The sequence below is a fragment of the Burkholderia sp. RF4-BP95 genome, from assembly GCF_001521985.1.
GTDB lineage: Bacteria > Pseudomonadota > Gammaproteobacteria > Burkholderiales > Burkholderiaceae > Burkholderia > Burkholderia diffusa.
The window spans coordinates 19,914-44,361 of sequence record NZ_LOSX01000029.1 but is presented as its reverse complement, the minus strand read 5'-3'; the positions used below and the strand labels follow the sequence as shown (position 1 = coordinate 44,361).

General features: G+C 69.0%; 19 protein-coding genes. 9 read left to right on the top strand and 10 right to left on the bottom strand.

Annotation, left to right across the window (positions count from 1 at the left end):
* Window positions 1-15 precede the first annotated feature (15 nt).
* On the top strand, window positions 16-1,455 hold the full coding sequence (locus WS46_RS12595) for a DHA2 family efflux MFS transporter permease subunit (protein ID WP_059690719.1): 1,440 nt from the start codon (window positions 16-18) through the stop codon (window positions 1,453-1,455).
* A 281-nt stretch (window positions 1,456-1,736) separates the two neighbouring features.
* Window positions 1,737-2,525, top strand: a complete 789-nt coding sequence (locus tag WS46_RS12590) for a sulfite exporter TauE/SafE family protein (RefSeq protein WP_059690836.1) — start codon at window positions 1,737-1,739, stop codon at window positions 2,523-2,525.
* Between the two features lie 156 nt (window positions 2,526-2,681).
* On the opposite strand, the gene WS46_RS12585 is transcribed toward WS46_RS12590, so the two are convergent.
* The 3 genes from WS46_RS12585 to WS46_RS12575 all read right to left on the bottom strand — a co-directional run bounded on the left by WS46_RS12585 (window position 2,682) and on the right by WS46_RS12575 (window position 7,825).
* The gene (locus tag WS46_RS12585) at window positions 2,682-4,517 is read right to left on the bottom strand and encodes a S10 family peptidase (RefSeq protein ID WP_059690718.1); all 1,836 of its coding nucleotides are present in this window, start codon (window positions 4,515-4,517) and stop codon (window positions 2,682-2,684) included.
* Between the two features lie 613 nt (window positions 4,518-5,130).
* Window positions 5,131-7,221 (bottom strand): D-(-)-3-hydroxybutyrate oligomer hydrolase, encoded by a 2,091-nt coding sequence (locus WS46_RS12580; RefSeq protein ID WP_059690717.1) that lies wholly within the window; start codon window positions 7,219-7,221, stop codon window positions 5,131-5,133.
* A gap of 238 nt (window positions 7,222-7,459) precedes the next feature.
* Complete coding sequence (locus WS46_RS12575; protein ID WP_059530451.1) at window positions 7,460-7,825, bottom strand: BON domain-containing protein; 366 nt, start codon at window positions 7,823-7,825, stop codon at window positions 7,460-7,462.
* A 452-nt stretch (window positions 7,826-8,277) separates the two neighbouring features.
* On the opposite strand from WS46_RS12575, the gene WS46_RS12570 reads away from it, so the two are divergent.
* The 3 genes from WS46_RS12570 (at window position 8,278) to WS46_RS12560 (ending at window position 11,486) form a co-directional block, all read left to right on the top strand.
* The gene (locus WS46_RS12570) at window positions 8,278-9,723 is read left to right on the top strand and encodes a TAXI family TRAP transporter solute-binding subunit (RefSeq protein ID WP_059690716.1); all 1,446 of its coding nucleotides are present in this window, start codon (window positions 8,278-8,280) and stop codon (window positions 9,721-9,723) included.
* Between the two features lie 107 nt (window positions 9,724-9,830).
* On the top strand, window positions 9,831-10,469 hold the full coding sequence (locus WS46_RS12565; RefSeq protein WP_059690715.1) for a 2-hydroxychromene-2-carboxylate isomerase: 639 nt from the start codon (window positions 9,831-9,833) through the stop codon (window positions 10,467-10,469).
* Window positions 10,470-10,538: 69 nt separating this feature from the next.
* Complete coding sequence (locus WS46_RS12560) at window positions 10,539-11,486, top strand: LysR family transcriptional regulator (protein WP_059530460.1); 948 nt, start codon at window positions 10,539-10,541, stop codon at window positions 11,484-11,486.
* A gap of 43 nt (window positions 11,487-11,529) precedes the next feature.
* On the opposite strand, the gene WS46_RS12555 is transcribed toward WS46_RS12560, so the two are convergent.
* The 4 genes from WS46_RS12555 to xdhA form a co-directional block, all read right to left on the bottom strand.
* Complete coding sequence (locus WS46_RS12555) at window positions 11,530-11,931, bottom strand: hypothetical protein (protein ID WP_059690714.1); 402 nt, start codon at window positions 11,929-11,931, stop codon at window positions 11,530-11,532.
* A 107-nt stretch (window positions 11,932-12,038) separates the two neighbouring features.
* The gene (gene xdhC / locus WS46_RS12550; RefSeq protein ID WP_059690835.1) at window positions 12,039-12,716 is read right to left on the bottom strand and encodes a xanthine dehydrogenase accessory protein XdhC; all 678 of its coding nucleotides are present in this window, start codon (window positions 12,714-12,716) and stop codon (window positions 12,039-12,041) included.
* A gap of 1 nt (window position 12,717) precedes the next feature.
* Window positions 12,718-15,081, bottom strand: a complete 2,364-nt coding sequence (xdhB, locus tag WS46_RS12545) for a xanthine dehydrogenase molybdopterin binding subunit (RefSeq protein WP_059690713.1) — start codon at window positions 15,079-15,081, stop codon at window positions 12,718-12,720.
* An 18-nt stretch (window positions 15,082-15,099) separates the two neighbouring features.
* A complete protein-coding gene (xdhA, locus tag WS46_RS12540; protein WP_059690712.1) occupies window positions 15,100-16,659 on the bottom strand; it encodes a xanthine dehydrogenase small subunit in 1,560 nt (519 codons plus the stop codon).
* A 349-nt stretch (window positions 16,660-17,008) separates the two neighbouring features.
* Here xdhA and WS46_RS12535 point away from each other — a divergent pair, with 349 nt between their 5' ends.
* Entirely contained in the window at window positions 17,009-18,223 is a 1,215-nt protein-coding gene (locus WS46_RS12535) for an MFS transporter (protein ID WP_059690711.1), read from the top strand.
* Window positions 18,224-18,334: 111 nt separating this feature from the next.
* Here the strand turns inward: WS46_RS12535 and WS46_RS12530 are convergent, their stop codons facing one another.
* The gene (locus tag WS46_RS12530) at window positions 18,335-19,225 is read right to left on the bottom strand and encodes a DMT family transporter (RefSeq protein ID WP_059690710.1); all 891 of its coding nucleotides are present in this window, start codon (window positions 19,223-19,225) and stop codon (window positions 18,335-18,337) included.
* A gap of 133 nt (window positions 19,226-19,358) precedes the next feature.
* Between WS46_RS12530 and WS46_RS12525 the strand changes: the two genes are divergently transcribed.
* Window positions 19,359-20,294, top strand: coding sequence for an AraC family transcriptional regulator (locus WS46_RS12525; RefSeq protein WP_059530479.1), 936 nt, complete (start codon window positions 19,359-19,361; stop codon window positions 20,292-20,294).
* A gap of 72 nt (window positions 20,295-20,366) precedes the next feature.
* Here the strand turns inward: WS46_RS12525 and WS46_RS12520 are convergent, their stop codons facing one another.
* Window positions 20,367-21,578: an alanine--glyoxylate aminotransferase family protein gene (locus WS46_RS12520; protein WP_059530482.1), complete on the bottom strand. Its 1,212-nt coding sequence runs from the start codon at window positions 21,576-21,578 to the stop codon at window positions 20,367-20,369.
* Between the two features lie 385 nt (window positions 21,579-21,963).
* Window positions 21,964-22,335 carry a hypothetical protein gene (locus tag WS46_RS35280; protein ID WP_156443128.1) on the bottom strand — a complete coding sequence of 124 codons (372 nt, stop codon included), beginning with the start codon at window positions 22,333-22,335 and terminating at the stop codon, window positions 21,964-21,966.
* On the opposite strand from WS46_RS35280, the gene WS46_RS12515 reads away from it, so the two are divergent.
* Complete coding sequence (locus tag WS46_RS12515) at window positions 22,334-23,320, top strand: LysR family transcriptional regulator (RefSeq protein ID WP_059690709.1); 987 nt, start codon at window positions 22,334-22,336, stop codon at window positions 23,318-23,320. The genes WS46_RS35280 and WS46_RS12515 overlap by 2 nt on opposite strands.
* A 30-nt stretch (window positions 23,321-23,350) precedes the next feature.
* On the top strand, window positions 23,351-24,349 hold the full coding sequence (locus WS46_RS12510; protein WP_059690708.1) for a 2-hydroxyacid dehydrogenase: 999 nt from the start codon (window positions 23,351-23,353) through the stop codon (window positions 24,347-24,349).
* Window positions 24,350-24,448: the final 99 nt, after the last annotated feature.

The window sequence follows — 24,448 nt, the reverse complement described above, 5'->3', positions numbered from 1 at the left end:
GAAGGCGGCCAGCCCATGACCCACGGGATCCACGGCGAGAAGCGCTGGTACGCGCTGATCGTCCTCTGCCTCGGCGTGCTGATGATCGTGCTCGACAGCACGATCGTGAACGTTGCGCTACCGTCGATCAGCACCGACCTCCATTTCACCGAGACGGCCCTCGTGTGGGTCGTCAACGCATATCTTTTGACGTTCGGCGGCTGCCTGCTGCTCGGCGGCCGGCTCGGCGACCTGTACGGCCAGCGGCGCATGTTCCTCGCCGGCCTCGTCGTGTTCACGCTCGCATCGCTCGCCTGCGGCCTCGCGCAATCGCAGACGATGCTGATCGCCGCGCGCGCGGTGCAGGGTTTCGGCGGCGCGATCGTGTCGGCGGTGTCGCTGTCGCTGATCATGAATCTCTTCACCGAACCGGGCGAACGGGCGCGCGCGATGGGCGTCTACGGCTTCGTCTGCGCGGGCGGCGGCAGCATCGGCGTGCTGCTCGGCGGGCTCTTGACGAGCACGCTGTCGTGGCACTGGATCTTCCTCGTCAACCTGCCGATCGGCATCGCGGTCTATGCGATGTGCGTCGCGCTGCTGCCGCGCATGCGCGCGCCGGCCGCCGCCGCGCGGCTCGACGTCGCAGGTGCGATCACCGTGACCGCGTCGCTGATGCTCGCCGTCTACGGGATCGTCGGCGGCAACGAGGCCGGCTGGCTGTCGACGCAGACCGTCGCGCTGATCGGCGCGGCCGTCGTGCTGCTCGCGCTGTTCATCGCGATCGAGGCGCGCGTCGCGCATCCGCTGATGCCGCTCACGCTGTTCGCCGCGCGCAACGTCGCGCTCGCGAACGTGATCGGCGTGCTGTGGGCGGCGGCCATGTTCGCGTGGTTCTTCCTGTCCGCGCTCTACATGCAGCGCGTGCTCGGCTACGGGCCGCTGCAGGTCGGGCTCGCGTTCCTGCCGGCGAACCTGATCATGGCCGCGTTCTCGCTCGGGCTGTCGGCGCGGATCGTGATGCGCTTCGGCATCCGCGGCCCGATCGCGGCCGGCCTGCTGATCGCGGCGTGCGGCCTTGCGCTGTTCTCCCGCGCGCCGGCGGACGGCAGCTTCCTCTGGCACGTGCTGCCGGGCATGATGCTGCTCGGCATCGGCGCCGGCGTCGCGTTCAATCCGGTGCTGCTCGCCGCGATGAGCGACGTCGATCCGGCCGATTCGGGGCTCGCGTCGGGCATCGTCAACACCGCGTTCATGATGGGCGGCGCACTCGGCCTCGCCGTGCTCGCGAGCCTCGCGGCCGCGCGCACCGATGCGCTCGCGGCGGCGCACGCCACGCCGCTCGACGCGCTGAACGGCGGCTACCACGCCGCGTTCGCGGTCGGCGCGGCTTTTGCGGCCGCGGCCGGGCTGCTCGGCCTCGCGCTGCGCATCCGCCGCCAGGACGCCGTTGCCGGCGTCGGTCCCGCGATGCATTGACGGGCCGTCCGTACCTGAACCGGGGGCGCGCGTCGCCCCCGTCATGCCCGATGGCAAACCATCGGCGAAACACACGCCGACGCCGGCGCACGGCCGCGTCAGGCCCGGCCCCCATTCAAACGACCGTTTCACCGGCCACCCACGGCCCGTCCAGCGGGCCTTCCGCGCCGATTTTTAACGTAGTCGTACACCGACGCACCACTTTTGCGACAATGGCGGACTTTGATGCGCGCGCCGCGGCCGCGCGCCGCCGCCGAACGCCGCATAACCGCCTGCTTCCGATGTCGCTTCCCCATATCGATCTGCTGTACTCCCTGTCCGGCCTGTTCGTCGGCGTTCTCGTCGGCCTGACGGGCGTCGGCGGCGGTTCGCTGATGACGCCGATCCTCGTGCTGCTGTTCGGCATCCACCCCGCGACGGCGGTCGGCACCGACCTGCTGTACGCGGCCGCGACCAAGGCCACCGGCACGCTCGTCCACGGGCTGAAGGGGTCGATCGACTGGCGCATCACCGGCCGGCTCGCGGCCGGCAGCGTCCCGGCCGCGGCCGTCACGCTGTGGGTGCTGCACACGCACGGGATGAACTCGCCCGGCACCGCGCGGCTGATCCAGCTGGTGCTCGGCGTCGCGCTGCTGCTCACGTCGCTCGCGCTGATCTTCCGTCCGCAATTGACCGCGCTCGCCGCGCGCAACCCGCTCGCGCCGAGCCCCATGCGCACGCTGGGGTCGACCGTGCTGACGGGCGCCGTGCTCGGCGCGCTCGTGTCGATGACCTCGGTCGGCGCCGGCGCGATCGGCGTCACCGTGCTGCTGCTCCTGTACCCGATGCTCGCGACCACGCGCATCGTCGGCTCCGACATCGCGCACGCGGTGCCGCTCACGCTCGTCGCGGGCATGGGCCACTGGCTGCTCGGCTCGGTCGACTGGTCGATGCTGCTGTCGCTGTTGCTCGGCTCGCTGCCCGGCATCGTGCTCGGCAGCCTGCTGTCGGCGCGCGCGCCCGAACGGCTGCTGCGCAACCTGCTCGCCGCGACGCTCGTCGCGGTCGGCGTGCGGCTCGTGCTCGCGTAGGTCGCGCCGCCGGGCGCCGCCTCGGCCGCCGGCACCGCCATCCTCCGAAAAAAACAGCCCGACCGGCCTGCGCCGATCGGGCTGTCGTCCATCCGGGGCCTCGCGAACCCGCACCGCCCGGCGCAAGGCCGGACCGTGCGGGCCGCAACGCGATGCTTACTGCCCCTGCTGCTTCAACTGTTGCTGCTTGAGCTGCTGCGTGCGCGCCTGCAGCTTCAGCACGCGCTGCAGCGCGGTACGGTTCGCGAGGATCCCGTCGTAGAAGTTGGCGAGGTCGCCCTTCAGCGCGGTCCGCGACGCGTCGTTCAGGTAGATCATGTGGCCCGACGGGTAGTTCTTGATCGTCAGGTTCTGCGCCTTGAGCGTCGGATCGAGCGCCATCTGCGCGAGCGTCAGCTCGGTCTGGTGGAACGGCGTGACCGCATCGAAATACCCGTTCGCCGACAGCACCTTCAGGTCCGGGTTCACGCTCATCGTCGCCGCCAGGTCGCCGGCCGTGTACAGCGTATTGCCGCCACCCTTGTTCGCGCCGGTCGGGTCCGTGTGGCTGAAGTCCCAGTTGTTGAAGACCTGGTCGTTCAGGTCCACGAACGACGACGTCGACGTGTACTTGAGGTCGGTGTTGATGTAGCTGTTCCACAGCACCGTGTACGCGCCGCCGACGTTCGTGATCGACGGATCGTTGCTGCCCGAGTTCGGCAGGATGTACGGCGCGATGCCCTTGCCCGTGAAGTTCGCGCGACCGTCGTACTGGCCGATCTGCGTGCCCGGCACGAGCGTCAGGAAGAACGTGTACGGCGGGTTGTCGTCCGACGACGGCACGTTGCCGAGCGCGGCCGGGTTGCCGAACGTCTGGATCAGCGACGTCGGATCCGTGCCGATGTACGAGCCCATCTGCTGCGCGGTCTGCAGGTTCAGGTTCAGCCGCACGTTCACGAAGCCGCCGTCCTGCGGATTCGGCTTCTGCGCGAGCGGCGCGAGCGTGTTGTCCGCGTAGTTGCGGGCCTGCACCATGTACGCGTCGAGATCGGTCGGCGTCGGGTTGAGCGTCGTCTTCTTCCAGTAGAACGCGTCGGCCGCGAGCGTCGGGAAGGTGCCCGGCGCGGACAGCGCGTTCGCATAGTCGAGAATCGACGACTGCAGCGTGATCCCGTTCAGGTCGATGCCGTCCTCGTGCAGCACCCACGACACGACCGCGCTACGCGCCGTGCCGTACGACTCGCCATACAGGAACTTCGGCGAGTTCCAGCGCGAGTACTTGGTCAGGTAGCGCTGGATGAAACGGTCGATCGAGTGCGCGTCCTGGTCGGTGCCCCAGAAGTCCTTGTTCTTCGCCGGGGCGATCGCCGCCGAGTAGCCGGTGCCGACCGGATTGATGAACACGAGGTCGGTGCGGTCGAGCAGGCTGTCCGGGTTGTCGAGCAGCTTGTACGGGGCCGGCGGCGTGAAGTTCGGGAACGACGACTGCAGGCGCTTCGGCCCGTACGAGCCGAGCAGCAGGTAGACCGACGACGACCCGGGGCCGCCGTTGTAGAAGAACGTGACCGGGCGCGGCTTCGACGGGTCCGGGTTGTCCTGCGTGTACGCGACGTAGAACATCTTCGCGTTCGGCGCCGACGTGATCGGATCGATGGTGGTCAGGTGGCCCGTGGTGGCCGTGTACTGGACGGTCTTGCCGCCGATCGTGACCTGGCGGTGCACGACCGCGGCCCCTTCGGTCGAATCCGTGACCGCGTCGTTCGGCCCGGTGCCGTACACGTCGTTGTCGACGTACGGCTGGTCGGCGGGGACGGTGGCCGTGGCATTGGTGGTGACCGCCGTGCTGCCGTTCGACGTCGTCGCGGCCGCCGCGGTGGCGGCGGTCGGGCCGGACCCGTCGTCGCCGCCGCACCCCGTGACGAGCAGCGCCGCGGCCGCGGCTGCGGCGAGCGGCAGGCGCAGTGTCGTTCCAAATAGCGCGAAACCGTCTTTCAAGGACTTCAGTGTCGTCATTATTGCCTCTCGAACAGAACGATAAATACCGCCGGTCGCAAAGGATCATTTGCGCCGGCGCTCCGCACCGGGAGCGCATTCGTTTTGCGATGCACTCCGAGTTTTTTACCGGATCGGCGAATACCGATCGGCACGATTTACCCCACCCATATTCTTCGACCGCGCAATGGAATCAATTCCATTGCAAACGACGATTCAATAATGCACGGCAATGCGAATTCAGTCCCACTATCTGCACGCGCGAGAAACAGCAAGCAAAAGCATTCCCCGCAAAGCCCGCCAGGCAAGGCGCCTTCGCTTCCAACGGACGAACAATCCCCCTCGGCGAAATGCCGATCAATCACCAAACGGCGACCAATCGCAGTTCGAGCCGATTTAATAAAATCGAAAGGATCGATTAACTATATGGAAAGGAATATTATCTTTACGGGAATTTATTAAATTAAGTGAAAATATCGGCGCATAATAGATTCCGGGTTTTCCGCCGTAAAGTAATAATTTGTTACAGCGCGCGCCATTCCGATAAAGGCCAGTGCGGGGACGGATTCCAGGCGCTGAAAAGAAAAAAGCCGGACGACTGTCCGGCTTCCGTATCGCGGCGCGGCGGGCGCCGTCAGAGCGGCACGTCGATCGCGCCGGCGCCGGTCGTGATCGTGTTCGCGCCGGGGGACGCCGAGATCGGCGGCAGGTTCGCGCTCGTCAACGCCGGCGCGGCGCCCGGCGTGCCGCCGCGCGGCACCGTGCGGATCACCTGCGACGGCGGCAGCGCGGCACCGCTCTTCAGGTGCCGCCACATCAGGTTCAGCGCCTGAAGGTTGTAGTAGTGGACCGGCACGAAGCGCGTGTCGAAGCCCGCGACGGGCAGGAACGCATCGAAGTGCTGGCCGTTCGTCACCTCGTAGAACACGAGCTGGCTGCGGCCGCCTTCGCTGATGCCGTTCTGCGCGACGTATGCGCGCGACGCGTGATTGACGGGCACGAGCGCGTCGCTGCGGCCCTGCACGATGATCGCGGGCTTGCCCTGCAGGTTCGCGTTCACGCGCACCGCGTCCACGTTCGCCGGCATGTCGAGCATTCCGTTGGTCCACAGCTGCCGCAGGCACAGCGCGCCCGCGAAACTCGCATCGGGCGTCGCGAGCCGGTGGTCGACACCCGCGCCGGTGTTGAACACGAGACTGACGCCGGCGGTCGGCGGGACGCCGTTGCCGAGACCGAACACGGCCGGCATTGGCGACGTGGCGGGCGGCGCGACCGTGCCCGTCGCCGCGCTGGTGGTCGCGAAGCTGAAATTGCACAGATTGTCGGTCACGCGCGAGCGCGTATACGCATTCGCATAGGTGACCGCGATCGCCGGGATCGCCTGCGAATCCCACATCGGCGCCTGCAGCAGGTCGGAATCGGCGAGATAGCCGGCCGCATGCAGTTGCGCGAGCGCGTCGGCGGCCTGGCTTTGCGTATCGGCGCCCGACACGAGCCCCGCCGCGGCGAGCGTCGCGCAGCGCTGCGTGCGGATCGACTGCGTGGTGGCGGCCGGCAGCGCGCTCAGGTACGGCGCGCCCGCGAGCGACGCCGATGCGGCCGCGCACGGCTCCAGCAGGTTCGCGAGCGTCGCGTAGTCGGCCAGCGGCCGGCCGAACGACGGCACCGGCTGGCCGCCCTCGCGCACGACCGCGTTCGGCGCCATCCGCACGTTGACCTGCGGCTCGCCGACCACGACCGCGGTGATCCAGCGACGCGTGTCCTGCTCGGCCGCCGCGAGCGCCGCGCCACCGCCGTTGCTGACGGACGCGGCGATCGTCGTGATGTCGCCCGGGCGGTACCGCACGCCGTGATGCGAGCCGTCGAGCAGCGGCCCGAACTGCTCGTTGAGCGCCCAGTATGCGAATTCGACCGACTGCAGCGTCACATGCCCCCAGTCCTGCTCGGGGTTCTGCTGCGAATGGGCATGCTTGAACGCGTAGCGGTTCGGGAAGCGGCTGTTGAACGCGGCCAGGTCGCCGCTCGTCACGTTGGCGGTAAAGAGACTGGCGTTGCCGGCGAGCACGGCGTCGGCGAGTGTGCCGTCGATCAACGTGATCGTGTCGGTGCCGAGTTCGTGCGCGCCGTTGCCGCCGCCCTTGTCGTTGTATGCGACCGCGCAGCCGCGTTTGAGGCCCCACTCGCCGGCCGCCGAAATCGCGCCGTACACGCCGCGCGACCCGGACGACGTCGCGGTGACGATGCATGGCTGAGCGGGATCGAAGCTCGCGGGCACCTGCACGAGCAGCGTCACGTTCTTGCGGCCGCTGCCGTCGTCGGAATACGCGAGATATTCGGTGCCGGGGATCTTGCCCTCGCCGAGCGTGTCGTTGCCGTCGAGGTCGACGTTCGGCCCCCAGAAACGGCCGTAGCCGCCATTGGCGCTCATGTCGACGAGCGCGCGGTAGTTCGACCAGATCGCGACCCGGCGCAGCTCGGCGCTCGTCGGCCGGGACGGATTCGCGAACGCGGGCGCGGTGGCCGTGGCGAGCCCGGTCTTGCCGAGGCCGGCCGTCAGCAGATCGTCGCTCGAGCCGTCGTAAGCGGTCGTGCGCACGCTGCCGGACACGAAACCGGGCAGCCGGTTGCGCTCGCCCGATTCGTCGCCGTTGCAGGCGCCGAGCATCGCGACCGCGACCAGCGCCGCGCCCAAGAGAATCCGACTGCCCCACCCGTGCGTCGTCATTGCCGACCTCTCGATATCGTTATCGGTCCGCCGCTGCGTCGTGCGCGGCTCACGGCCTCGGAAGAAACGCCGGGCCGTCCAGCACTTTCCGTCCCGAAGGAAGACCCTTGGGGATACCCGTTCGGGGGGGGCCTGGCGCAAAGCGGCAGGCCCGAGGCATTCTAAAGCGCAAACGGGCCCCGGTACATCGGGGCCCGCCGCAAGCGGGCGCGCGGCGCTGGCGCGCCGCCGCCCGGCATCACTGCTGCTGGACCGTCAGCTTGTTCGTGACCGACGTCACGCCCTTCACGCTCTTCGCTGCCTCTTCCGCCTTGTCGATCTGTGCCTGGTCGGGCACCGTGCCCTCGAGCAAGATCGCGCCGCCCTTCGAGCGCACAACGAGGTTCGCCACGTCGATGCCGCCAGCCTTCGTAATTGCCTTGCGCACCGCGTAGCCGAGCTGGCGGTTCGCCTTCTTCGCGGTCTTGGCCGCGGCCTTCGGCGAGCTCGCTGCCGCAGCCGGCGCCTCGGTTGCCGCCGCGTCGCTCGACTGCGCATATACGCTGCCCGACAGACAGGCCGCCACGGCCGCAACACCCAACGCTCTCAACACGATCGACTTCATGCTATCTCCTTATGACTTCGGAACGGCCGTGCACAGTACGGCCGGATACCCCCAAAGGCGGCCGGCCCGCGCGCGAACGGGCGGGATGGCCGATGATTTCCACGGCGATGCGAGAGAGGCGACACGGGCCGGCGACCGGCGCACGCGAATGCGGGCCGGTCGGGCCGGACAGCCGCCGGCCGGACGCGCCCGGTCTATTGCGTGCCGGGTCGCGCGCGAATCGGTCGCGGCTGCGACGCACAATGTAATCCAGCGCCCGCCGAAGCGCAAAGCTTTTGACGCGCGTGCGCCCGGCGGCGGCCGGCCCGCGCGCCCGCGTCCCGCGCCGCGCCGCCGCGCCGAACTCGCGCATGCCGGGCGAAACCGGGTACCATCGCCGCCAGAACCTGCATCGCGTACATCGTCCGTGACGCCCGTCATCGACGCGTCACGCCCGTGTCATCCGCCACGTCATGAAGCCAGCCCGCCCTCGCCCGCCCCGCCGCATCCTCGCCCGCTTCGTCGCGGTGTCGTGGCGCGACCTCGCGCTGTCGATCGGCCCCACCGTGCTGCTCGCGGTCGCGGCGGTCTGGCTCGCGGTCAAGCTGATCCAGCCGGCGCCGCCGTCCACGCTCGTGATTTCGTCCGGCCCGCCGGGCAGCACCTACTGGAACGCCGCGCAGAAATACAAGACGATCCTCGCGAAGAACGGCGTCACGCTCGACGTCCAGTCATCCGAAGGATCCGCGCAGAACCTCGCTCGGCTGTCGAACCCGGACGCGCCGGTCGACGTCGGCTTCGTGCAGAGCGGCATCGGCCCGAAGGAGCGCGACGAGCACCTGGTATCGCTCGGCAGCATCGGCTACGTGCCGCTCGCGATCATGTACCGCGGCCCGGTGGTCGCGCGCCTGTCGGACTTCAAGGGCAAGCGGCTCGCGCTCGGCGCGGAAGGCAGCGGCGCGCGCGAATTGAGCCTGGCGCTGCTGAAGATGAACGGCATCGTGCCGGGCGGCTCGACCGAGCTGCTGCCGACGGCCGGCGAGGACGCCGCGACCGCGCTGCTCGACGGCACGATCGACGCCGCCTTCCTGTCCGGCGACTCGACGCAGATCCCGGTGATGGCGAAGCTGTTCCGCGCGCCCGGCGTGCACGTGTACTCGTTCACGCAGGCCGAGGCGTACGCGCGGCGCTTTCCGTACCTGACCGCGATCACGCTGCCGATGGGCGTCTACGATCTCGGCCGCAACCTGCCGCCCGCCGACATCCACACGGTCGCGCCCACGATCGAGCTGGTCGCGCGCGATTCGCTGCACCCCGCGTTGTCCGACCTGCTGATCGAGGCCGCGCGCGAAGTACACGGCCACGCGACGATCCTGCAGCACGCGGGCGAATTCCCGTCGGCCGTCACGCGCGGCTTCCCGCTGTCCGACGACGCCGCGCGCTATTACAAGTCGGGCAAGACCTTCCTGTACCGGCGGCTGCCGTTCTGGGTCGCGAGTCTCGTCGACCGGCTGCTGGTCGTCGTGGTGCCGCTGATCGTCGTGCTGATCCCCGGGCTGCGGCTGGTGCCGTCGCTGTACGGCTGGCGCGTGCGTTCGCGCATCTACCGCTGGTACGGCGCGCTGATCGCGCTCGAGCGCCGCGCGCTCGGCGAGCATACGGCCGAGGAGCGCGTCCGTCTGCTCGACGAACTCGACGACATCGAGGAAGCCGTGAACCGGATGAAGATGCCGCTCGCGTATGCGGGGCAGTTCTACGTGCTGCGCGAGCACATCGGCTTCGTGCGCGAGCGCCTCACCGCGCAGGACCACGACACCGCGTCGGGCACCCCCGGCGCCGGCGGACCCGCGGCGGCGCGCGGCGGCGCGGCGGCGCCGCCTGCCGGCGAGCCCCCTCGGGCGACTCCCGGTTCCGCATGAGCGGCCGATCCGCGATCATTGCTGCATCCGCGCGGCTGCGTCCGCGCGCCGCCACGTAACATGAAGGCCGCCGCGAGGCGCACACGCCCCACTCTCTGGAGATCGCCATGACAACCGGCCTCGACACCACCCAGCCTGCCTGGTTCTTCGACTTCGTGTCGCCGTTCTCCTACCTGCTGCTCGAACAGCACGACAAGTGGCCGGACGTGCCGTTCGACCCCATCGCCGTGTCGCTGCCCGACCTGCAGCGCCACTGGGGACAGCGTCCGAGCGCCGACGTGCCGGCCAAGCGCATGTTCACGTACCGCCATGCGCTGTTTCGCGCCGAACAGCTCGGCATCCGCTTCAAGATGCCGCCCGCGCATCCGTTCGACTCCGACAAGGTGCTGCGCCTCGCGATCGCGCTGCGCGCCGACATCGCGACCGTGCTGGAAATGTTCCGCTTCATCTGGCACGACGGCAACGATCCGTCGACGCCGAACGGGTTCGCCGCGCTGTGCGAGCGCGTCGGCGTCGGGCACGGCGACGAGCTGATCGAATTCGAGGAAACGAGCGCGCAGTTGCGCCGCAACACCGACGACGCGATCGCGCTCGGCGTGTTCGGCGTACCGACGTTCTGGATGAACCAGCAGCTGTTCTGGGGCGAGGACGCGCTGCCGATGGTGCTGTACTGCGCGCGCACGCCGAACTGGCTCGAGTCGCGCGAGGTCAAGCGGATCAGCACGCTGCCGAAGGGGCGCGTGTGATGGCCGGTATCACGCACCGCGACGCGTGGCTGCGGTAAGGTTACGCTTCTGCCGAATCACCGCGCACCGATGGAAGACGACGACCGTACCGCCTCGCTCGATATCTGGCTCGTGCGCGTATTGCGCACGCTGCTGCTCGAGCGCAGCGTCACGCAGGCCGCGCTGCGGCTGAACCAGACCCAGCCCGCGATCAGCACCGCGCTGCGCAAGCTGCGCGAGACGCTGAACGACCCGATTCTCGTGCGCGGCAAGTCCGGGATGGTGCCGACCGAGTATGGCGCGTCGCTGCTCGGGGCGGCGTCGCGCGCGCTGCGCGAGGTCGACTTCATCGCGACGCCGCACGGCGACTTCGACCCGTCGTCGGCGCGGCGCACGTTCCGCGTCGCCGCGCCCGACTACCTGAACGATTTCTTCATGCCGACGCTGATCGAGCGCTTTCGCGACGCGGCGCCGCATGCACATCTGGAAATCGACTCGCTGAACCCCGCGCTCGATCACGCGGAGGCGCTCGAATCGGGCGCGCTCGATCTCGTGATCGGCAACTGGCCGAAGCCCGACCCGCAGTTCGCGCGCCAGGACCTGTTCTCCGACACGATCGTGTGCCTGATGCGCGACGCGCATCCGCTCGCGCGCGAGCCGCTCACGCGCGAAGCCTACGCGGCGGCCGCGCACGTCGCGCCGACGCCGTACACCGGCGACAAGCGCAACGCGATCGAGATCGGCCTCGCGCGCGCCCGCCTCACGCGGCGGATCGTGACGACGCTGCCGTATTTCGGGATCGTGCCGCAGGTGCTGCTGCAGTCGGACCTGATCTTCACGACGACGCGCCGCTTCGCGACGCACTATGCGCAGCTGCTGCCGCTCGTGGTCGTCACGCCGCCCGTGCCGTTTCCGCGCATCAAGAGCTACCTGCTCACGCACCCGCACCCCGACCGCCCGACCGACATCGCGTGGCTGTGCGCGCTGATGCAGAGCGTGTCCGACGAGCTGACCGCCGCACGCGGCCGCAAGCGCTGACGCCGCGCGGCATTGCCTGCGCGCGACGACGCAGCGCCGGCGCTCAGGCCGTGCAGAAAGTTTCCTGCAGATGGGTCCAGCGCACGATGCCTGCCGCGTCGCGCGCGAACACGGCGGTCGCGCGACGCGCGGGCAGTTCGCCCGATGCCGTCTGCTGCGCTTCGACATAGGTGAGCACCGCGTGCGATGCGTCGGCCATCAGCACGCGGATGTCCGACAGCGCGATGCGCAGCCCCGGCTTCGCGCCGCCGAGCGTCGCGAACAGCGCGCGCGTGCCGTCGCGGTCGAGCGCGCGACCGTCGGTCATGATCATCGTGAAATCGGCGGAAAAAGCTGCGATCAGCGCATCGAGCGCCGCGGGTGACGTATCGGTGCCGGACAGCCAGCGCTCGATGTCGACGAGGCTTGCATCGAGTGCGTCGAGATAGACCTGGGGATCGGACATGGTGCCTGCACGAAATGACGCGCGGCCCGATGCCGCGCGATCCGTGCAGTGTAGGCAAAAACGCGCGGACGTGCGTCGGGCGTGCCGACCTGCGTCGTTACCCGTCCTTACCGCGCGCAGCTCGCGTCGTCGCGCACGCGCCCCGCCGCGGCCGCCTTCGTGTCGGCCACCGCCATGCCCGAGCGGGCCTGCAGCAGTTCCGCGCAGACGGCCACCGCGATCGCGCCGGGCGCCTTGTCGACGATGCCCGCGATGCCGATCGGGCACACCATCTCCGCGAGCCGCGCCGGATCGACGCCGCGCGCCGCGAGCCGGCGTTCGAACTTCACGCGCTTGGTGCGCGAACCGATCATCCCGAAGTACGCGAAGTCGCGCCGCCGCATGATCTGCGCGGCGAGCGAGAAATCGAGCGCGTGGTTGTGCGTCATCACGAGGAAGTACGCGCCGGGCGGCGCCGCGTCGACGACGGCCTCCGGCGTGTCGGTCGGCTCCGGCTGCACGTTCGGCGGACATTCGTCCGGGAACAGTTCGTCGCGCGTGTCGACCCACTGCACGACGCACGGCAGTGCGCCGAGCAGCGTGACGAGCGCATGACCGACGTGCCCCGCGCCGAACAGCACGATGTGCATCGGCGGCGGCGCGGCGCTCGCGCGGGGGCGCCGGCCGGTGCCCGGCGCGAACGTCCGTATCGGCGACGCCGCGTTGCCGCACGCGCCGTCGCAACCGGCGGCGGGCGCATGCGACGCGGCATGCGGCGAGTGCAGTGAGCCGGCGGGCCGTTTCATGTCAGCCTGCCCGCGCGGCGCTCGCCGCGCGCACCGCATTCACCGCACGCAGGATCGACTCGCCGGTGGCCGGCGCGTCGAGCGGCGGATTCATCCGGTAGTCGCCGACCGCGGCAATCGCGTCGCGCACCGCGAAGAACACCGAGAACGGCAGCAACAACGGCGGTTCGCCGACGGCCTTCGACCGGTGGATGCTGTCCTCGACGTTGCGGTTCTGGAACAGCCGCACGTTGAACTCGGGCGGCGTGTCGTTGACGGTCGGAATCTTGTACGTGGACGGCGCGTGCGTCATCAGCTTGCCGCCCGCGTTCCACCACAGCTCCTCGGTCGTGAGCCAGCCCATCCCCTGGATGAACGCGCCTTCGACCTGGCCGATGTCGAGCGCCGGGTTCAGCGAAGCGCCCACGTCGTGCAGCGCGGCGACGCGCAGCGTGCGCATCTCGCCCGTCAGCGTGTCGATCACGACTTCCGACACGGCCGCGCCGTACGAGTAGTAGTAGAACGGCCGCCCCTGCAGCTTCGACTGATCCCAGTACAGCTTCGGCGTCGCGTAGAACCCGTCGGACCACAGCTGCACGCGCGCGAGATATGCCTTCGCGATCACCTCGCCGAACGGCACGCTCGCGCCGCCGATCCAGACGAAGTCGTTGCCGAACTTCACGTCGGCCGCGTCGACCTTGCCGTCGCCGAACTGCTTCGCCGCGAACGCCGCGAGGCGCTCGCGCAGCTGGCGCGCCGCATCTTGCGCGGCCTTGCCGTTCAGGTCGGAGCCCGTCGACGCGGCCGTCGCGGACGTGTTCGCGACCTTGCTCGTGTCGGTCGCCGTCACGCGGATCCGGCCGAAGCGGATGCCGAGCTCGTGCGCGACCACCTGCGCGACCTTCGTGTTGAGCCCCTGCCCCATCTCCGTGCCGCCGTGGTTCACGAGCACCGAGCCGTCGGTATAGATGTGCACCAGCGCGCCGGCCTGGTTGAAGTGCGTGACGTTGAACGCGATGCCGAACTTCACCGGCGTGAGCGCGATGCCCTTCTTCAGCACCGCGTTGCGTGCGTTGAATTCGCGCACGCCCGCGCGCCGTGCGCGGTAGTCGCTCGTCGTCTCGAGTTCGCCGAGCAGTTCGTGCAGCACGTTGTCCTCGACCGTCTGCCCGTAAGGCGTCACGTTGCGTTCGGTCTTGCCGTACAGGTTCGCGTAGCGCACGTCGAGCGGATCGCGGCCGAGCGAGCGCGCGATGTCGTCGAGGATGTACTCGATCGCGAACGCGCCCTGCGGGCCGCCGAAACCGCGGAACGCGGTGTTCGACTGCGTGTTGGTCTTGCCGCAGTAGCCGGCGATGGCGACGTCGCCGAGCCAGTACGCGTTGTCGAAATGGCATACCGCACGCGTCATCACCGGGCCCGACAGGTCCGCCGAGAAGCCGCAGCGCGACGTCATGTCGAGGGCGACGCCGTCGAGGCGGCCGTCGTCGTCGTAGCCGACGTCGAAGCGGTAGTGGAAGTCGTGCCGCTTGCCGGTGATCATCATGTCGTCGTCGCGGTCGGGGCGCAGCTTCACCGGGCACAGCAGCTTCCACGCGGCGAGCGCCGCGCAGCACGCGAACAGGCCCGACTGCGATTCCTTGCCGCCGAACCCGCCGCCCATCCGGCGGCATTCGACCAGCACGTTGTGCGACGCGACGCCGAGCACGTGCGCGACGAGGTGCTGCATCTCGCTCGGGTGCTGCGTCGAGCAGTACACGTGCATCCCGTCGTCGTCCTTCGGCACCGCGTAGGCGATCTGCCCTTCCAGGTAGAACTGCTCCTGGCCGCCGAGCAGCATCTCGCCCGACTCGCGATGCGGCGCGGCGGCCAGGCGCGCGGCCGCGTCGCCGCGCGCGAGCTTCAGCGGCGGGATCACGTAGGTTTCGGCCTTGCGCGCATCCTGCGCGGTCAGGATCGCGGGCAGCTCCTCGTAGTCGACCTGCGCGCGGCGCGCGGCGAGCCGGGCGATTTCGTGCGACGTCGCGACGACGATGAACATCGGCTGGCCGACGAACTGCACGATGCCCTTCGCGAGCACCGGGTCGTCGTGGATGATCGGGCCGCAGTCGTTCACGCCGGGGATGTCGTCGGCCGTGAACACGGCGACCACGCCGGGCGTCGCGCGCACCGCGTCGAAGTTCATCGACAGGATCCTCGCGTGCGGCTTCGCGGACAACCCGAGCGCCGCGTGCAGCGTGCCCGCGACGAGCGGGATGTCGTCGGTGTAGGTCGCGCGCCCGCTCACGTGCAGGTGCGCGGATTCGTGCGCGCGCGAGACGTGCACCTGCGCCGCGTCGGCCTGCGGGTCGAGGGTGTTCAGGAACGGTTCTGCTTGCTGGTTCATGTTCGGTGTTCTCCCTCGTCAGACGCGCGCCGCGTCGTTGGCAACTTCGGCGGCCACTTCACGCACGTTCAGCGCCTGCGGCGGCAGCGGGTCGTGCGGGCGCGTCTCCAGCCAGAATCGGTACATCAGGTTCTTCGCGGTATCGAGGCGATACGCGCTCGTCGCACGCATGTCGGTGAGCGGCTGGTAGTCGCGCTCGAGCGCCTGCATCGCGGCCTGCGCGGTGGCTTCGTGCCATGGCGCGCCGTCGAGCAGGCTTTCCGTGTGCGTCGCGCGCTTCGGCGTCGCGGCCATCCCGCCGAACGCGATGCGCGGCTCGCGGATCAGTTCGCCGTCCGCGATGAACGCGAACGCCGCGCACACCGCCGAAATGTCGGAGTCGAACCGCTTCGACAGCTTGTACGTCCGAAACTGCAGCTTCGCGCGCGCGCCGGTGCGGGTCGGCACCTTCAGGCCGACGACGAATTCGTGCGGCGCCATGTCCTTTTGCTGATAGCCGGTGTAGAGCGCCTCGAGCGGCAGCTCGCGCACCGTGTCGCCGCCGCGCAGCACGACCCGCGCGCCGAGCGCGATCAGGCCCGGCATCGAGTCGCCGATCGGCGAACCGTTCGCGACGTTGCCGCCGATCGTCCCCGCGTTGCGGATCGGCAGCGACGCGAAGCGCTTCCACATTTCGGTCAGTTCGGGATACGTGCCGGCAAGCGCCGCATACCCGTTCTCGACCGTCACGCCCGCGCCAATCTCGATCCAGTCGTCGCCGTGCACGACGTTCTGCAATTCGGCGATCTGGCCGACGTAGATCAGGTCGTCCAGACGGCGCATCTGCTTGGTGACCCACAGGCCGATGTCGGTGCTGCCGGCGAGGATCCGCGCGGCGGGACGCTCGGCCTTGAGCGCGGCCAGCGCGTCGAGCGTGCGCGGCGCCGCGAAGCGCGCGCCGTCGGGCGTCGTGTAGTCGAACGTGCCGTCGCGCTCGAGCGACGCGAGCGTACGAGCGAGCGTGGCCGTGTCGACCGGCGCGGTGGACGCCGGCGCACCTTCGCCGGTCGCGTCGAACATCTGCACGGCCGCGTCGACGATCGGACGGTAGCCGGTGCAGCGGCACAGGTTGCCGGTCAGCGCATCGGCGATCTCGGTGCGCGTCGGCACGTCCTTCGCCTTTGCGCACGCGCTGCCGCAGCCTTCGTGGCCATGCTTCTCGTACAGCGCCCACATCGACATCACGAAACCGGGTGTGCAGAACCCGCATTGCGACCCGTGGCAATCGACCATCGCCTGCTGCACCGGATGCAGCGAACCGTCCGGCTGGCGCAGGTCTTCCACCGTCAGCAGCGCCTTGCCGTCGAGCGTCGGCAGGAACTGGATGCAGGCGTTGACGGCCTTGAACGCGACGGTGCCCGCGTCGGTCAGCTCGCCGACGACGACCGTGCACGCACCGCAGTCGCCTTCCGCGCAGCCTTCCTTGGTGCCGGTGCAGTGCGCGTCCTCGCGCAGATACTGCAGCACGGTGCGGGTGACGTCCGCGCCGCTGACTTCGCGGACCGCGTGACGATGGTAGAAGCGGATCGGCTCACTCATGTCTCGTTCGTTCTTCAAGTGGGGGCAAGGCGGCCTGCGCGGGGCGCTCGACCGACGTTTCTCTGACAGTTTGCACGCTATCACCATCAAATTCCGCAACCCATAGCCCATCACGCATGGGGCCCATATAACTGTCGCGATATGGGCGTCGAGGCCGCCCGACGGGCGGCGCGCGCCTTGCTCCATCTGGATTCCGGGCTTGCCGGCGCCGCGCCGTCAGCGATTCTTCGGCAACGGAAACGGGGCGCGATTAACTAAATGGTCCCTGCGGGAAAACCGGTTCCATGGGAAAATCCCGATTCCGTTTTTCGCCGTCTTCCGTTCCGTTTCGCCCATTCGATCCGACCCCATGTCCACCGATTCCGCCACATCGCCGCGCAGCGGGTTTGCCGTCACGCTGCAAATCGTGTCCGTCGTCTGCTTCACGTTCATCTGCTACCTGACCATCGGCCTGCCGCTCGCCGTGCTGCCGGGCTTCGTCCACGACGACCTCGGCTTTTCCGCGATCGTCGCGGGCGGCGCGATCAGCGTCCAGTATTTCGCGACGCTCGCGTCGCGCCCGCTCGCCGGGCGCTTCGCCGACACGCTCGGGCCGAAGCAGACGGTGCTGCGCGGGCTGATCGGCTGCGGCGTGTCGGGCGTGCTGCTGCTCGTCGCGCTGCTGCTGGCCCACTGGCCGGTCGCGAGCCTCGTGCTGCTGGTCGCGAGCCGGCTCGTGCTCGGCGTCGGCGAGAGCCTGTGCGGCACCGGCGCGATCCTGTGGGGCATCGGGCGGGTCGGCGTCGCGCACAACGCCAAAGTGATCTCGTGGAACGGCATCGCGACCTACGGCGCGCTCGCGCTCGGCGCGCCGGTCGGCGTCGCGATCGCGCATACGCTGAATCCGGCGCTGATCGGCGTGATCGTGATCGCGCTCGCCGCGACCGGCTTTTATCTCGCACGCCTGATCGATTCCGTGCCGCTCGTGCACGGCGAACGGATGTCGTATGCGAGCGTGTTCACGCGCGTGCTGCCGCACGGTCTCGGTCTCGCGCTCGGCTCCGCCGGCTTCGGCTCGATCGCGACCTTCGTCACGCTGTACTACGCGGCGCGCCACTGGCCGAACGCCGCGCTGTCGCTGACCGTGTTCGGCACGCTGTTCATCGGCGCGCGCCTGCTGTTCGCGAACACGATCAAGACTTACGGCGGCTTCCGCGTCGCGATCGTGTCGTTCGCGTTCGAATGCTCGGGCCTCGTGCTGCTGTGGCTCGCGCCCGTGCCGCACGTCGCGCTCGTCGGCGCCGCGCTGACCGGCTTCGGCTTCGCGCTGATCTTCCCGGCGCTCGGCGTCGAGGCGGTCGCGCTGGTGCCGCCGGCAAGCCGCGGCGCGGCGCTGTCCGCGTATTCGGTGTTCCTCGACCTGTCGCTCGGCATCACGGGCCCGCTCGCGGGCTATGTGGCCGGTGAATTCGGCTATCCGCAGGTGTTCCTGTTCGCGGCGGTGGCCGCGGCGGCGGGCGTCGCGCTGTCGATGATGCTGTACCAGCGGCAGGCGCGGGTCGCGGGGAGCGGCGCGGCGGCTTGAGCGAACCGCTCGCCGGCCGGCCAGGCGGCCGCTGCCCTGGCGGCCCAAAGGAAAACGCCCGCATCGCGCGGGCGTTTTTGTTTCCGGCGGCGATCGCGGCGGCCGCCCCGGTCAGGCCGTGCGCAGGAACAACCGGCGCGTCAGGTCGAACGCGACGAGATTGCCGGCCAGCACGAGCAGCAGCCCGAGCACCGCGAGCGGCGACCACTGGTAGCCCTCGAAGACCGTCGACACGGCCAGCGCGACGATCGGGAACAGCACCGTGCAGTACGCGGCGCGCTCGGGCCCGATCCGTCCGACGAGCGTCAGGTAGGCCGTGAACCCGATCACCGAGCCCGGCACGGCCAGATAGAGAAGCGCGCCGAGATAACGCGGGTTCGGGTCGATCATGAACGGCAGCCCGGCCACCGCACTGCCGATCGTCAGGATCGCCGCGCCGATCAGCATCGCCCAGCCGTTGGTCGCGAGCGGGTGCAGGCCCATCGACTGCATCCGGCTCGACAACAGGTTGCCGGCCGAGAAGCACATCGTGCCCGCGAACGCGATCGCGAGGCCCGTCCAGGTCGCGTGATCGTCGAGGTGACCGGCCATCTGCTGCCAGAACAGGCATGCGATGCCGGTCAGCCCGAGCAGCGCGCCGGCGATCGCGGACGGCCGCAGCGGGCGGCCCATGAACAGCCGGCCGTTGATCGAGTTCAGCAGCGGCGCGGTCGAGAAGATCACGGCGACGAGGCCGCTCGGCACGACCTGCTCCGAATAGTAGAAGCACAGGAAATTCAGGCAGAACAGCGCGAAGCCCTGGGCGACGAGGTAGCGCCACGCCTCGCGCGGCGGGCGCACGGGCCGGCGCATCACGCGCAGCAGCGCGAACAGCACGGCGGCCGCGAGCCAGAAGCGCCACGCGATCGACACGGGCGGCGGCACGGCGCCGAGCTGCCATTTGATCGCGATCCAGGTGGTGCCCCAGATCAGCACGGTGACGAAATAAAGCGACAGGTTCATGGCGGCAACGAAGCGGAACGAGTGAAACGGACTCCGACTGTGCCGCCACCCTGCCGGAGCGGATTGTCCGGAATTGCGGTCTTTTTCGGGCGTCCGCACGGCGCGCTTCGCGCGCGCTTATACTCGCCCCATCATGAGTTCGCCCCTGTACGCCCCGCCCGCCGACCACGCGGCCGCCCTTGCCGGCGGTGCGATGCCGTTCGGCCTGCAGTCGGTGTGCCGCACGCTCGCCGAGGCGAACGCGACGCTCGAACGCTTCGCGTGGCTCGGCGACCATCTCGCGATCGCCGAATGGACGCGCATCACCGACGAAAGCGAGACGATCTACGAACAGCCCGGCCACCATACGCTGTCGTGCTATCTCGACGGCGGCTACCGGACGGAGCGCGAACGCGTGCCGCGCTACGGCGCGCCGAGCCTGCTGTGCGCGCTGCCCGGCGACCATGAATCGCGCTGGTGGGTGCGCGGCGAGATGCACTTCATCCACCTGTACTTCCTGCCCGAGCACTTCACGCAGCGCGCGATCCGCGAGCTCGATCGCGAGCCGCGCGAGCTGAAGCTGGCCGACCGCACCTATTTCGAGGATGCGCGCGTCGCGGCGCAGTTCCGTTCGCTCGCGCTCGAACGCTGGGACGATGCCGACGGACGGCTGCGCGTGAACGAAGCCGCGCACGACGTGCTGAGCCTGCTGCTGCGCGGCCAGAGCACGACGCGCACCGATGTGCCGTTCCGCGGCGGGCTCGCGCCGGCCGTGCGCCGCCGCGTGCGCGACTATATCGACAGCTACCTGTCGCAGCCGCTGACGCTCGGCGAACTGGCGAACGTCGCCGCGCTGTCCGAATACCATTTCTCGCGGATGTTCAGGCTGTCGTTCGGCCGCGCGCCGCACGCGTGGGTGGCCGAGCAGCGGCTCGCGCGGGCGCGGCTGCTGCTGCGCACGACGACGCTACCGCTCGCGCAGGTCGCGGCCGAATGCGGCTACGCGAACGCCGGCCACTTCAGCCATCGCTTTCGCGACGCGCACGGCACGACGCCGAACGCGTACCGGCGCGCGATGCAGGGCGGCTGAACGCCACGCACCCCGGCCGTCGACGAGGCGGCTTCGTGCAGCGCACCCGCCTCGCCACTCTCCGCTCTCCGCTTACGTACCGCGCCGCGACAGTTCCTGCTCGAGCGCGGCCACGCCGGCCGGCAGGTCGACCGGCACCTTCAGGTCGTCCATCGTGCGGCCGAACGCGTGCAGCGTGCGGAACAGGTTGTGTTCGCGGCACTGTTCGCCCATCTGCCCGATCCGCACGATCGGCAGCCCGAACGAGCCCGAAATCTCGACCTGGTACTGCTTCGAGATATGGCCGCACACCATCCCCGGCGTGAGCCCTTCGGGCGTCTCGATCCCGACCACCGAGTTGAGCCGGCAGTCCTTCGGCGCATAGAGCGTGAGCCCCATCGCCTCGACGCCCGCCTGCAGCGCGAGCGAGCAGCGCAGATGGCGCGCGAAGCGGCTTTCGAGCGTCTCCGCGCAGACGAGCCGCAGCGCCTCGTGCAGCGCGAGCACGCCCGACACCGGCGCCGTGTAGTGGTAGCCCGCGTTGTGCCAGAAGTTCTCCGCGAGCGCCATGTCGAGGCACCAGTGCGCGTTCGGTTCCGGACGCTGCTTCATGCGCTCCCACGCGGCGTCGGAGAATGCGATCAGCGACACACCGGGGATCGACGACAGCCCCTTCTGGCCGCCCGTGATCACCGCGTCGATGCCCCATGCGTCCATCTCGAGCGGCATCGTCGACAGCGTGCACACCGCGTCGACCACGACCAGCGCGCCGGCCGCCTTCGCGAGCGCGGCGATGTCGCGCAGATCGCGGTTCCACACGGTGTTCGACGTCTCGCCCTGCACGATCGTGACGATTTCGGGCCGCTCGCGCGCGATCGCGTCCGCGATCTCGTCGAGGCTCGCGACCGCGCGGTCGGCCACCTCGAGCGTGGCGACGTCGGCGCCGACGCGCGTGGCCATCTCGGCCATCCGCGCGCTGAAGAAGCCGTTGCGGATCGACAGCACGCGCGTGCCGCGCCACGCGAGGTTCGAAATCGCCATCTCCATCGCGGCGGAGCCGGGGCCGGCCACGCCGAGCACCCACTTCGAGCGGGTCTGGAATACGTAGCGCGCCATCTCCTTCACCTGCTCGATGATCTTCGCCATCGTCGCGCCGAGGTGGTTGATCACGATCGTGTTCGCCTTCGCGACGGCGGCCGGGATCGGGACCGGGCCGGCCCCCATCATCAGCAGCGGTTCTTCGGGCAGGATCGCGTCGAGCGGCACGACGACGGGACAGGGAATCGGCGAGTAATCGATGGACATGGCAGGTCAAGGAGGAAGGAAGAAAACGCTCGGACATCGTTCGCCGCACGGCATGGCGAACTGATCGATCATTCCGCGTTCCGCGCCCGCGCGCAAGAGGCACGCGCCGCCGGACAGCGCGACGCTGGCCCGGTCGACGGACCGGGCCAGCCTTCCGCGCCTGCGCCGCATGAGCGGATTTCGCCATGCCGCGGCATTGCCGTGCGGATGCGTAACGGTTCCATCCGCAGTTCGATGTCCGCGATTTTCTCGCGCAGTATGGCGACGCGCTCCGGATGCCCGCGTTCTGCACGATACATGCATCGGCCGGAATACCGGCCATCACGATAAAAATCGCGCGGGATGGAATCGGTCCACGAAAACCGGGCCCGGTAAAAAACATCCATTATCGCGGCATCAATTGGTGAGCGATTTCACCCATTACCGCGCCTGGCCACACACGATCACGCGTAATGCATTGATTTAAATTGACAATATTCAAACCGCCGGCAGTTTCACTCAATTCAATTCCGGCTATCCACGGCATACACACGCGACACTGCCCCGCTAAATCGATACCCGCGATTTCGATTTTACGCAACCCGCCCTTTTTCTCAGGTTGACGGATATCGGTTCTGTAATGAACAATCGTCTGCAGAATCGAAAACCGATTTTTCGATACGGGCCGGAACCCCGGTGTCACGCGACGGTTTTCCAGGTCGCGCAACGAAAAATCACAACCAAAATCAATCAACCGGGCCAGAAATCCGCGAGCCATGAACCAGATTCAGACCATGCGTGTGTTTGTCTGCGTCGCCGAACAGCAGAGCTTCCGGCGCGCGGCGCACCATCTAGGCGTGTCCAATGCGCTCGTCACGCGCTCGATCGCGATGCTCGAGTCTCACCTGAACACGCGGTTGATCCACCGCACCACGCGCAACCTGTCGCTGACCGAGGCCGGCCTGCGCTACCTCGACGGCTGCCGTGCGCTGCTCGAGGAATTCGACCACCTCGAGGCGTCCGTCGCACACGCCGTGCGCGAGCCCGCCGGCACGCTGCGGGTCGTCGCGTCGGGGCTGCTGTCGCCGCTCGCGCTCACGCCGCTCGTCAACAGCTTCCGGCACCGCTACCCCGAACTGCGCGTGCAGCTCACCGTCGCCGAAGGGCCGCTCGACGTGCTCGATTCCGGCTACGACGTCGGCATCGCGACGGGCGACCGGCTCGACGGCAACCCGACGCTGATCGGCCACGCACTCGCGCCGAACCCGTTCGTCGCGTGCGCGGCGCCCGCGTATCTCGAACGGCGCGGCGAGCCGCGCGCCCCCGAGGACCTGCCGGGCCACGACTGGGTCGCACTCGCGCCGCACCAGCATGCGCCCGCGTGGCGGCTGGTCGGCCACGACGGCGCCACGCATTCGATCACGGTGCGCCCGACCTGCACGGTCAACCAGCTGGCGCTCGTGCAGGCGGCGGCCGTCGCCGGGTCCGGCATCGCGGTGCTGCCCGAGCCGAGCATCGCCGACGCGCTCGCCGCCGGCACGCTCGTGCGGCTGCTGCCCGCCTACCGGATCGACGACCCGGACGCGCAACTGTCGCTCGTCTACCCGAACCGCCAGTACGTGCCGGCCCGCACGCGCAGCTTCGTCGAGCATGCGCTCGAGCACTTCGGCGCGCAGGGGGCCCGCGAGCGGACCGGTTACGGCTTCCTGCGCACGCCCGATCGCGCCGACATCGTCACCGGCCGGCAGACGGGCCTGCAGTAAACTGCACGCGACAGCCATCGGAGGTGCAGCGTGCGTGTGATCCTGTTCAGCAGCCGGCAGTACGACGACGAATCGTTTACCGCCGCCAATCGGCAATTCGGCTATCGGCTGCACTTCCAGCCGTCGCACCTCGACGCGGAAACCGCGATCCTCGCGCACGGCTACGAGGTCGTGTGTCCGTTCGTCAACGACACCGTCGACGCGGCCGTGCTCGAACGGCTCGCCGACGGCGGCACGCGCCTGATCGCGCTGCGCTCGGCGGGTTTCAACCACGTCGATCTGGCGGCCGCCGAGCGGCTCGGCATCGCCGTCGTGCGCGTGCCGGCGTACTCGCCGCATGCCGTTGCCGAACACGCGGTCGCGCTGATCCTCGCACTCAACCGCCGGCTGCCGCGCGCGGTCGCACGCACGCGCGAAGGCGACTTCTCGCTGAACGGCCTGCTCGGCTTCGACCTGCACGGCAAGACCGTCGGCGTGATCGGCACCGGCCTGATCGGCAGCGTGTTCGCGAAAATCATGATGGGCTTCGGGATGCACGTGCTCGCGCACTCGATGCCGCCGTACGACGACGAATTGATCGCGTTCGGCGCGCGCTACGTCGAGCTCGACGAGCTGCTGCACCAATCGGACATCGTCAGCCTGCACTGCCCGCTGCTGCCGTCGACGCACCATCTGATCAACGCGCAGACGCTCGCGCGGATGAAGCACGGCGCGATGCTGATCAATACCGGCCGCGGCGGCCTCGTCGACGCGCAGGCACTGGTCGACGCGCTCAAGAGCGGGCAGCTCGGCCATCTCGGGCTCGACGTGTACGAAGAGGAAAGCGGTCTGTTCTTCGAGGATCACTCCGACCTGCCGCTGCAGGACGACGTCCTCGCGCGCCTGCTCACGTTCCCGAACGTGATCGTCACGTCGCACCAGGCGTTCTTCACGCGCGAGGCGCTCGCCGAGATCGCGCATACGACACTGCTGAACATCGAGGCGTGGCACGCCGGCACGCCGACCAATGTCGTCACGACGGGGCGCTGATCCACGGCGCGCGGCGCACGCGATCCGTCAACGATTCGTCATTTTGTTTTGACTGATGTAACGCCGCGCGGCCGGCGTCTGCTATCGTTGCGCCGACTT